The 10,699-nt window shown below is 45.5% G+C and carries 10 protein-coding genes; 4 read left to right on the top strand and 6 right to left on the bottom strand.

The genetic code is table 11. The annotated features are described in order from the left end of the window. The first annotated feature begins 83 nt into the window (after positions 1–83). Positions 84–1,433 (top strand): cytochrome c oxidase accessory protein CcoG, encoded by a 1,350-nt coding sequence (gene ccoG, locus ACPUEK_RS10675; protein ID WP_425640714.1) that lies wholly within the window; start codon positions 84–86, stop codon positions 1,431–1,433. 102 nt (positions 1,434–1,535) lie between these two features. Here the strand turns inward: ccoG and ACPUEK_RS10680 are convergent, their stop codons facing one another. Genes ACPUEK_RS10680 through ACPUEK_RS10690 form a run of 3 tightly spaced genes read right to left on the bottom strand, consistent with a single transcriptional unit; the run spans position 1,536 to position 4,648 of the window. Then, positions 1,536–2,555 carry an ABC transporter substrate-binding protein gene (locus ACPUEK_RS10680; RefSeq protein WP_067217476.1) on the bottom strand — a complete coding sequence of 340 codons (1,020 nt, stop codon included), beginning with the start codon at positions 2,553–2,555 and terminating at the stop codon, positions 1,536–1,538. Further along, the gene (locus ACPUEK_RS10685; RefSeq protein ID WP_425640715.1) at positions 2,536–3,993 is read right to left on the bottom strand and encodes a sensor histidine kinase; all 1,458 of its coding nucleotides are present in this window, start codon (positions 3,991–3,993) and stop codon (positions 2,536–2,538) included. The genes ACPUEK_RS10680 and ACPUEK_RS10685 overlap by 20 nt, the downstream gene beginning before the upstream one ends. Continuing rightward, positions 3,980–4,648: a response regulator transcription factor gene (locus ACPUEK_RS10690; protein ID WP_425640716.1), complete on the bottom strand. Its 669-nt coding sequence runs from the start codon at positions 4,646–4,648 to the stop codon at positions 3,980–3,982. The genes ACPUEK_RS10685 and ACPUEK_RS10690 overlap by 14 nt, the downstream gene beginning before the upstream one ends. A gap of 109 nt (positions 4,649–4,757) precedes the next feature. On the opposite strand from ACPUEK_RS10690, the gene ACPUEK_RS10695 reads away from it, so the two are divergent. From ACPUEK_RS10695 to ACPUEK_RS10705, 3 genes are read left to right on the top strand one after another with little or no spacing between them, the layout of a single operon-like run. Beyond that, the gene (locus ACPUEK_RS10695) at positions 4,758–5,735 is read left to right on the top strand and encodes a Bug family tripartite tricarboxylate transporter substrate binding protein (protein ID WP_425640717.1); all 978 of its coding nucleotides are present in this window, start codon (positions 4,758–4,760) and stop codon (positions 5,733–5,735) included. A gap of 15 nt (positions 5,736–5,750) precedes the next feature. Beyond that, entirely contained in the window at positions 5,751–6,185 is a 435-nt protein-coding gene (locus ACPUEK_RS10700; protein ID WP_067217465.1) for a tripartite tricarboxylate transporter TctB family protein, read from the top strand. Between the two features lies 1 nt (position 6,186). After that, complete coding sequence (locus ACPUEK_RS10705; RefSeq protein ID WP_425640718.1) at positions 6,187–7,677, top strand: tripartite tricarboxylate transporter permease; 1,491 nt, start codon at positions 6,187–6,189, stop codon at positions 7,675–7,677. A gap of 502 nt (positions 7,678–8,179) precedes the next feature. Here the strand turns inward: ACPUEK_RS10705 and ACPUEK_RS10710 are convergent. The 3 genes from ACPUEK_RS10710 to ACPUEK_RS10720 all read right to left on the bottom strand — a co-directional run bounded on the left by ACPUEK_RS10710 (position 8,180) and on the right by ACPUEK_RS10720 (position 10,618). Further along, a complete protein-coding gene (locus ACPUEK_RS10710; protein WP_425640719.1) occupies positions 8,180–8,662 on the bottom strand; it encodes a MarR family winged helix-turn-helix transcriptional regulator in 483 nt (160 codons plus the stop codon). A 166-nt stretch (positions 8,663–8,828) separates the two neighbouring features. Then, entirely contained in the window at positions 8,829–9,590 is a 762-nt protein-coding gene (locus ACPUEK_RS10715) for a class II aldolase/adducin family protein (RefSeq protein ID WP_425640720.1), read from the bottom strand. Between the two features lie 44 nt (positions 9,591–9,634). Beyond that, positions 9,635–10,618, bottom strand: a complete 984-nt coding sequence (locus tag ACPUEK_RS10720; RefSeq protein WP_425640721.1) for a ketopantoate reductase family protein — start codon at positions 10,616–10,618, stop codon at positions 9,635–9,637. Positions 10,619–10,699 lie beyond the last annotated feature (81 nt).

Below are 10,699 nucleotides of genomic sequence, written 5' to 3' on the forward strand. Positions count from 1 at the left end.
TCATGTATTTCGGGGTGATCTGTCTCTAATTCTAAAAATAAATATCACTAAAGTAGCCTCGATGTTTCATTGAGGTACAACCCATGCAAAAGATTCCCTTAAAAGACACCACTGTTTCGGATGGCAAGATCTACGTGCGCCTTATAAAAGGGCGCTTTCAAACGTTACGACGCTTGATTAGTTGGCCGATGCTGACTGCGTTTTTTCTGTTATGTTGGCTACGTATTGACGACGTTCCAGTGCTGATGTTCTCCTTTTCTACGCACCGTATTCTATTGTTTGGTTTGGAGTTGTCTTGGTACGACCTCCAGCTGCTTGGAGGGCTGCTTATTGCTGGGGCAACACTGATGTTTTTCTTGTCTATGTTGGCAGGACGAGTCTGGTGTGGTTTTGCATGTCCACAAAGTGTGTGGACTTGGATCTTTATTCGTATTGAAGATGTGGTCGAGGGCAAAGCCAATCGACGAGCCAAACAAGATAAGCAACCGATTAAACAAGCACATGTTTACAGAAGACTCTTAAAGCACGCACTATGGTTAATCTTGTCTGTCTGGACCGCTTTAACATTCACCGGTTACTTTGTCGATTTATACAGTTTATTGTCGCAGATTATTCATTTTGAACTGCCCATTTACCTAGTGGGTTGGCTTATGACTGTTAGTGCATTCACTTACTTAAATGCTGGCATTGTTCGCGAGAAAATTTGTCTACATGCTTGCCCGTACTCGCGTTTCCAATCTGTGATGCTGGATCAGCACAGTAAAGTTGTGTCGTATGATGTTGCTCGCGGCGAACCAAGGGTATCTAAGCGCCAGCTACCACAGGCATCGCGTCAAGGGGATTGTGTTGACTGTACTCTGTGTGTGCAAGTGTGTCCCGTTGGGATCGACATACGGCAGGGCTTACAAGCACCTTGTATTAATTGCGGTGCGTGTATTGATGCGTGCGACAGTGTCATGAAAAAGCTTTCCAAGCCGCTAGGATTGGTTCGTTTTGCCAGTGAATCGGAACTAGAAGGCCAACGCTATCAGCTGTTGCGTCCACGACTTATAGGGTATTTTTCAGTCATGTCTATCGCGTTTGCAACGGTCGCGTATGGCTTCACTCAGACAACGAATTTATTAGTGGAATTCAATCGCGAGCGAGGTGCAATGTACAGCATCATGGGGAATGGAGACGTGTGTAACTTTTATAAAGTCAAAGCGGAAGCGTTTAATATTGAAGCCAAAACCATGCAAATGCGGGTCGGTACTTCAGCCTACCGAATCTACGGTGATTCTGATATCGCGCTTAACCCCGGCGACGCTTACTGGCGTTCTGTTCGTCTGTGTACAAATGCTCCGGCTGCCGGAAAAACAGCGGTTGAAATGGTGTTTACAGCAGGAGACGCTACGCTGAAAAAAACAACGACATTTTTCGCACCGCGACACTAAACCGCTTCAGTTTAGACTTGTATCGTCTAGGAGAGATGTATTGGCTACTCTCCATCTCTCTGATCATCACTGCATGATCAGAGGGTTCGCTTCTTCTCAGATTTAAGGGTCCATTGCTAACGACCAGTTGTTTAAAAAATGCATTTTTTTATGTTGGTCCAAGTAGAGTAATAATTCCGGTCCAAGACGAATAGGGTGGAAGTTCGTGGACTTTTGCAGCTGATTATTGGTGTCGTTATGGGAGCCGAGGCGGCGGTCAAGTGGCATTAATGCAGTTTTGTTGGCAATGGTTTTTTGCCCCGCTGGAGACCTTAGGTATGTGATAAAGGCCGCGGCTAAAGGAGGACTTTTAGCGTTTCGATGAACAAAAGCGGAACGAATAATCGCCAAGGTATAGTCTTCAGGAATAATCACGCCAATGTGCTCATTATAAGCCGCTTTTGCCATGGCATAAGAGCCTAAAAGGTTATAGCCGAAAACCAAATCTCCTGTTGTGAGTCGTGTCAGAAGTAGTGATGTACAACAATGAATATCGGCTCTTGCTCGACCTAAACTCTCCTGTAATCGACCTGTAAGACTGAAAGCAACCTCGTCTTGAGAGGCAACCAAATAACCCAGTCCGGAACTGGCTGCATCATAAGTGCCAATCCTGTTGTGATAAAAATCCGCTTGCTCCCTCAGCTGTTCAGCAAGTGCTTCGTGGGTATGAGGAATAGGTTTATTAATAAACGCTTCTTTGTTGTATACAAACACGACCGGTTCATAAGTAAAACCAAACAGCTCGTTCGTCCATTGTGCCCAGGGCTGATTAGACGTGACTTCAGGTACATCGTAAACGGGTTGGGCAAAGCCGTCATTGACCAGTTTTACCTGTAAGTCTGATGCAGAGCTGATCACCACATCAGGCGCCGGTAAAGTAGGCGTGAGTAACTCTTGAAACAGCTCAATGGTATTAAACTCTCTATATACGATCGTCGTATTAGGGTAAAGCGTTTCAAATTCGTGCAGCATGGGTCGTATGGCGCCAATGTCCGTAGCACTGTATATACGAAGCACGGTATCGTTCGCAAAAAGATGGGAGGTGATACAAAAACTCAAGAGGCTAATGATTAGACGACGCATGGAGTGTCTCCGTTAATCGAGGTAATGAAAAGCTAACGGCAAGACCACCCAACTCACTTTTCGAGAGTATCAGGCGGCCCTGATGGGATAACGCCGCACTTTGCGCGATAGCAAGCCCTAGGCCAGAGCCTTGAGTGTTGGTTCCGACTTTCACGAAGCGTTCTAATGCATGCATTCTTTGATTTTCTGGAATACCTTGACCATTGTCTTCTATGCACACTCGACAATCTAAATCACATGTCTCAAGACTAATACGAATGATCCCATATGTTGTTGAACGATCTGAAGTGCCATGAGCAACGGCATTGTCGATGACATTTCGTAAGGCTTCTTTAAGCACTATTTCATCCCCAAGAATAGTGATGTTCTCTGAGGCGGGGACATACTCAAACTCAATGTTTGTGTGCGCATAATCGCGGACTGCATAGGTGATTATGTCCTGTAAAAAACCGTGCATATCGATAGGCGTAAAGGCTTGATGGTCGCCCCTATGTACGATGGTTGCGTGAACTAATAATTGATTGGTTAAACGTGTGAGTTTGGTATGGTCTTGATAGATCGCTTCGACAACTTTTTTATCTACTCGCTCGTTTTTAGACGACAGAGCGATCTCAAACTGCGCTTTTGTTGTGGCTTGGGCTGTGCGTATTTGATGTGATGCGTCAGCAATAAAGTCGCGCATTGCTACCAGCGCATCCAACCATTGTTGCCGATAGTTATTAATCGCATGTGTTAATGGAGCAACTTCTAGTATTTTGGTGGCGGGCAGTCGTCCGTTTTCCATAGGTGACTGAGAAACAAGTTGTGAAGAAAGCCAGCTAAGCGGTGATAGGGCACGATTAATGGCGACCCACATAACCAAGAGAGCAATGGCCATGACCGCCATTAGGGTTGTCAGTGCGGCATAGAGTGTGTCTCGCATTTGTTCATCGCGAGCAATGGTTGTTTGCCCCAAAATGATGGAGACATTGCCAGCAACAGAACGCTCGCTTAAGCGCTTATGACGCACAATAAAGCGTACTTTTTGCTGTTTGTAAAAATGCAATTCATAACGTGGCTGCGTGGACGCTTGCTCCGTTACCGATGGGGAAAGAGGTAAATCCGAATAACCACTTAAAAAATCACCATTTGGACCATAAATGGCGTAATAAACTTTATCTTCAGGGGCGAGTTGTAAAATCTCAAAAGCGGAATAGGGCAGATCAATATGTACCTTGTTTTTAGCGACGTTGATGCCATCCAACATGGTAACGCTGGCACTTGAGAGCAGTCGGTCATAGGAATAGTCAGCGCTGGTGTTGGCGTAATGCCATACGCCAACACTGAGAATGGCTAACACGGTACACATCAACAGCGCTGTTCGGGTCAGCATCTTTTGGCGTAAGGAATACATTTGCGACGAAGTGAGCTTCTTTAGATGCTCTTTAATCGTGAACATGCGCTAAATATCCCATGCCACGAACGGTCTTGATGATCAAAGTCGACTCTTGAATTTGCTTTCTTAACCTCGTCAAGATTTGCTCGATCGCATTAGGTGTATAGGCCTCACCAAAATTATACAGACGGTTAGCGATATCATCTTTGGTCAGCATTCTATCGAGATGCGTTAGAAACAGTTCCAGCATTTGTACTTCTCGCGGCCGTAGCTCGATGATCTCATCGCCAATTTTTACGGTTTTGGTTGCACTGTTAAAGCTTAAATTGCCACATTGAATTTCGTTGTCTGATTTTCCTCGTTCTCGTCTCACCAGTGCTCGGCAACGTGCCGCGAGCTCTCTTAAATCGAACGGTTTTACCAAATAATCATCCGCGCCTAAGTCTAAGGCACTCACTCGATCATCAATGTCAGCGCGCGCTGTTAGTATTAATACTGGAAGTGGGTTTTTTCGAACTCTTAGAGAAGATAGCAGCTCAAAGCCGCTTTTTCCCGGCAAGTTAACATCAAGGATCAACATGTCAAATTCGTCGTGCGCAAGTATAGAATCGGCCTTTTCCGCGCTACTCACCCAGTCAATCGCATGCCCATTTTCAGTAAAATAATGAACGATCGAGTTGGCTAATCCTTCATTGTCTTCGGTAAGTAAAACCCGCATAGAGATACTCTTTTTTATACCTGTCAGGTTGATGTCAGTTTCGGTGCTTACTTTTACCTTACTGCGATCTTCGATGCAGAACAATAACAACAAAAGCGGAGCTTTAATAATGAAGACTTTTAAGAAATCTCTCCTAGCCCTTTCTTTCATCGGTATGGCATCCATGGCGTCTGCCTATGAGCCATCTAAACCTACTTGTATTGCCCCAGCAAAACCTGGCGGTGGCTTCGACCTAACTTGCCGAGTGGTTTCAACAGGTTTTGAGCGCGCTCAACTGCTTGATAAACCAATGGCCGTTAAGTTTATGCCTGGCGGTGTTGGCGCGGTGGCTTACAACCATATCAACAAAGTGAACCCAGATGATGGCGATGCGCTTGTGGCATTCAGCTCTGGTTCTTTACTTAACCTAGCGCAAGGAAAGTTTGGTAAGGGCTTGGACGAGAATGATGCACGTTGGGTCGGCACTGCAGGGGTTGACTACGGCGCTATCATCGTTTCATCGGATGCGCCATGGCAAACACTTGGCGATCTTGTAACAGATATGCGAAAAGATCCTACCGCCTTTGTACTGGGTGCTGGCGGCGGTGTCGGCAGTCAAGATTGGATGAAAGCTGCGATCTTGATGAAAGCGTCTGGCATCGACCCTAAGAAAATGCGCTACGTTGCCTACGAAGGTGGTGGTGAAGCAACTGCGGCGTTAATGGGCGGACATATCAAAGTATATCCTGGTGATATTGGTGAAATGAAAGGCCAACTTGATGCGGGTAAAGTGCGTGTTTTGGCCGTTATGTCGCCAGAGCGTTTAGAAGGTGAGTTTTCCTCGATCCCGACGGCTCATGAGCAGGGATTCAATGCCGAATGGACCATTATGCGTGGCTATTATCTAGGGCCAAAAGTATCAGATGATGCGTACGAGTACTGGTCAAATAAATTTGCTGAAGCCTATAAAACAGATGGCTTTAAGCAAACGGTTGCAGAAAAAGGCTTGATGCCATTTTACATGCACGGCGAAGCATTGGATGAGTATGTGAAAGTACGAGTTCAAGACATGCGTGAATTAGCAAAAGCAGCCGGCTTGATTAAATAATGGATGGGGCTTTTTATGTTTGACCGCCTATTTGCTGGCGCTCTGTTATGTCTGTCTGGGCTTATTGCCTGGACAGCATATCACTTCGATGTGCCTTTTCAGTATGAACCGCTTGGGCCTAAAGCCTTTCCTCTTATTTTATCGACAGTAATGGCTTTTTGTTCAGTTTGGTTATTCGTCAAACCTAGCCCAAATAAATGGGCACCAACGGGCGCCGTGTTACTAAAGCTTTTAAGTGGTGTCGCATTAATGACGGGTTACGCTTTTCTATTTGAAAAAGCAGGATTTATTGTATCGACAGCCATTGTAGGCACGGTATTTTGTATTCTGTTTGGCGAAAAACCAGTTCGAGCAATCATTTACTCTGTCATCTTAAGTGTCGTCAGTTACTTTGTGATGAAACATCTACTGCAGCTAAACGTACCAACTGGTATGTTATTCGGAGGGTAATATGGAAACGCTCGGATTTCTTGCGACGGGCTTTTCGGTCGCTCTCGCGCCAATGAATTTGGCATTAGTATTAATTGGTTGCTTTGTGGGAACACTCATTGGTTCGCTACCAGGTATCGGACCGATCAACGGTGTGGCCATTTTATTACCATTGGCTTATGCCATGGGATTTCCACCTGAATCCGCACTGATTCTATTGGCTGGTGTGTATTACGGTGCAGAATATGGCGGCCGTATTTCAAGTATCTTATTAAATGTGCCCGGCGACGCCGGAGCGATCATGACAACCTTAGATGGTTATCCACTCGCTCAAAAAGGTGAGGGTGGAAGAGCGTTGGCGCTTTCAGCGGTGGCATCATTTTTCGGTAGCATGGGCGCACTTATTTTAATTGTGTTCTTTGCACCGATGTTAAGTGATCTTGCGCTTAAATTCGGCCCAAGTGAGTTTGTTTGGCTGATGACGTTCGCCTTTACCTGTCTTGCAACCATGGTTGGCAGCCGTCCTCTTAAAACCACCATTGGTGTGATCATTGGTTTGTTATTAGCTACGGTCGGTGTTGACTCTGGTACGGGTATCCTACGTTTTACGATGGACATTCCAAACTTCTTTGATGGTGTCGACTTCTTGGTCGTTGTCATTGGTATGTTCGCGATCAGTGAAGTATTGGTGTTATTGGAAAGTTGGTTACGCAACGATATGAAACTGACGCCAGTTGGCAAAAGTTTTGTATCAATGAGTGATTTGATGGCGGTGAAATGGGTCGTGTTACGCTCTACTATCGTTGGTTTTGTGATTGGTGTTTTACCAGGCACAGGAGCCTCTATCGGTAGTGCCGTGGCCTACGGTACCGAAAAGCGTTTCGCGGAAGGTCATGATGATCAGTTTGGTAAAGGTGACATTCGCGGCCTAGCGGCACCGGAAGCGGCGAATAATGCATCGGCGGCTGGTTCAATGTTGCCAATGCTGACATTGGGCATCCCTGGCAGTGGTACGACAGCGATTCTGCTTGGCGCGTTGTTGATGTTTAACATCACACCAGGACCGCTGTTGTTTGAACAGCAGCCGGAAATCGCATGGGGTCTGATTGCCTCTATGTTTGTCGGTAACATTGCCTTGTTGGTGATGAACCTACCACTGATCGGTATGTTCGTTCGATTGCTGTCTATTAAGCAATCTTATCTTGTACCGATCATCGTGATGTTAACCTTTATTGGTATCTATTCTATCCATGGTGACAGCTTTGATCTTTATTTCATGGTCGTGCTGGGTGTGTTTGCGTTCATTCTACGTAAGCTAGGGTTCTCATTGGCACCGGTTATCCTCGGCTTAGTATTAGGGGAAGTACTGGAAGAAAACCTACGTCGAGCGCTTTCTATAAGTGGTGGAGACTGGGGTATTCTATTCAATGGGCCTATCACTATTACACTCGCGATCGCAACGCTGTTTGCTTTGGTTGGGCCGTTTGTCTTGAAGGCGTTGAAAAAGCGCTAAGCGAAAACCAAGCAGATATAAAAAAGCCACCTGTCATCATAGGTGGCTTTTTTGTTTTAGATTGTTCCGTCATGGAAGGCGACTGTCGCAGTCGTAAGCATTGCCGTCACTCGCTACAATAACCACGTCACCAAGAAGGGGTAAAGTACTATGATGGTAAGCGTTAGCAGTTGCAGCAGGACAAATGGTACGGCCCCTTTGTAAATCTCTGTCATGCTGATTATTATTTGAAATTTAAAATAAAATTTCATGCAGTCAAGTATTGTGCCATACGCATTTTTTTGCTTTGAGGTATTGATAATAAATATTTTTATCAAATGGGGTGCGGGGGCGAAAAAATTTAAAAGTATATTGGTTGTGTAAGAAACGCGATGCAGTGAAAAATGCTTTTTGGTAGCAAAAAAGTCCAGAGCACCATGTTTGAGCGAGACTGTCGCTTAGAAAAGCATTGGTGCTGGGTAGGCAGAAAAATGGGGAAGGGGAGGGTGTTCCGTTTACATGTTTAATGCTCAGGTAAGTTATGGAAAAGCTCTTCGAGTAATTTATTCAGTCGTTGTATTTTGGCCGCCGTCAGTCCTTTGAAACTTTGTTTGAACAAGTCTTTGGTGGCAAACCGAATATCCTCAACAGCCTCGAGTCCTTTTTCTGTGATCATAACCTCAGTTACGCGACCATCGTCGCTTCTTACTCTGGTGTCAACCAAGCCATCTTGTTTCATTCGTTGAATGATTTTTGTCACCGTGGGTAGCTTAGCAATCGCATGGACGGCAATTTCTGAAACGCTGCAAATACCTTCTTCTTTTAACGTCAATAATATCCGCCATCTGGGAATATCAAGATTGACTTTTTTTAAGGCTCTCTCTACGGCAGCACTGTAGCGGCCGTGCACTTGATTTAGCCAGTAAAACGGAAAGTCTTCTTTATGGAAGTCATCACTAGCTGGATTAAATCGTTGACTGCGCGGAGATCTGGGTTTGCTGCTCATAAGAATCCTTGATTGTCATTACCAAGTGAATGTACAAAATATGACGATTTCAGTCAATTGAATTGTCAATCATTTTATATCAATAATGATTCTCAATTGCAATAGTTGTTACTGCATTTCGCTCTTAAGGCTCCGTATAAGCTTGCCCTCAAGAGCGATGAAAAATTTACCAACAGGGGCCTTTATCCGTTTCCATTTTACGCACCATGGCCGTGTAAAACTTGTCTGCAAAGCCGCTCTCTTTGATTAGCATCTGTGTTAAATCGGCGCACTTTTCTTGTATGTTTTGCTCAAGTGACACATTGTCTCCGCCGAGTGCGCCGGAAGTGACCTGAATCTCAGCGGCGCGCTGTACGGTCCATAACAGAAAGAACGTACGCTCTATGTCAAATTCGCCAACCGCGATACCATGATTTCTCAAGACGAGAATATGTTTTTGTCCAAGGCTTTCAAGCATGCGGCTTTTCTCATCATCGAACAAAGTAATGCCTTCAAAGTCATGATATCCAACACGTCCATAAAGCTGAGCTCCGTAAAAGCTATCGTGGTTAAACCCTTGCTTTTTCATGGCAACAGCAGAGACCTCGTTGGTGTGGGTATGAATGACGCAGTGTATGTCTTCTCTTGCTGCGTGAATGGCGCCATGAAGAGCAAATCCTGCGGGGTTGCCATCAAAAGGTGAGTCATCCAGCTTCTCACCGTTTACATCAACTTTTATCAGGTTCTCAGGGGTTATTTCGGTGTAATTTAGGCCAAATGGATTGACTAAATACTCCCCTTCGATATGGGGAAGGCGCGCTGATATATGATTGAAAATGGTTTCTGTCCATCCAAAATAGTCGATCAGATGGTAGCAGTGTGCTAATTTTACGCGAAGGCTCCATTCCTGTTCGCTTATATGATCTGGTCGTTGTTGTGAATCGCGCATGTGTGCTCCTTTTGTAATAACCTTTACGCCGAGAAGTAACGGCGTTAATTTTGTTTGAAGTGGGGGTGGGATGACGCAATAAAATGAGTCAGGTCCAAGAGCTGTTTTGTAATAGGCATCGGTATACTGACCTTGTCAGCCAGTTCCAAGACAGCATAGCCAATCGCATCCAGCTCTAAGGTTTGGTTCGCCTCATAGTCCTGTAGCATCGAGGTTTTAACAGCCCCCATTCCGGCCCCCAGTTCCATAAAAGTGTAAGGATCAAAACGAATTCGTGCACCATAAGCGGCGGCAACCAGCAAAGCTTCATCAAGCAGGTTACGAACGAGAGGTTTTAAGCGTGGGTCCCCATACAATTGCTCAAGTGATCCTCTGGTGACCACGGAAAGTGGATTAGAGGTGAGGTTGGCAGCCACCTTAGTCCATATTTGGTCCCGAATATTATCCGTCGCACGCGCTTCGATCCCCGCCTCTTCAAATAGTTTTCGAACGTTTTCCAGTCGCTCTGTCATTTTGTGATTGATTTCACCTAATACAATGAGATGCGGATTGGTTGAGGTTACGACGCCTGGCGCCTCTCTAAATGCGGTGATAAAGATGACACAGCCAATAAGATGATGCTGAGGGATCAACTTGCTCACACTCCCAGCCGGATCAATGGCCTCAATGTTGGCGCCAGCAAATCGTCCTTCAACGCCTTGTAAGTACCACCAAGGAATACCGTTCACGACAGGGATGACGATGGTTTGCTCATGCAGCATGGGTGTGATGAGTGTTAACACGCTTGGCAAGGCAGGGGTTTTACAACACACGAAAATAATATCCTGCTTGCCAAGCGTTTCTGCGGAGTCTGAAGCGACAACGTTGACTTGATGTTCGCCATCGACATCGGTCAGACGAATCCCTTTATTTTGAAGTGTTTCAAGTGTCGCACCCCGAGCAAGCACCTTAACGTTTTGCCCTGATTTCGTTAGGCGTGCAGCGAGTGTGCATCCAATAGCACCAGCACCAGCAATACATATATCCATAATCGAAGGTTCCTTAAAAAAATGAGAGAGCCTCTAAGGCGAGGACTCTCTCCAACTGGAGGTGAACTTTATACGTTTGGA

The organism is Marinomonas gallaica (assembly GCF_049821165.1).
Classification (GTDB): domain Bacteria; phylum Pseudomonadota; class Gammaproteobacteria; order Pseudomonadales; family Marinomonadaceae; genus Marinomonas; species Marinomonas gallaica.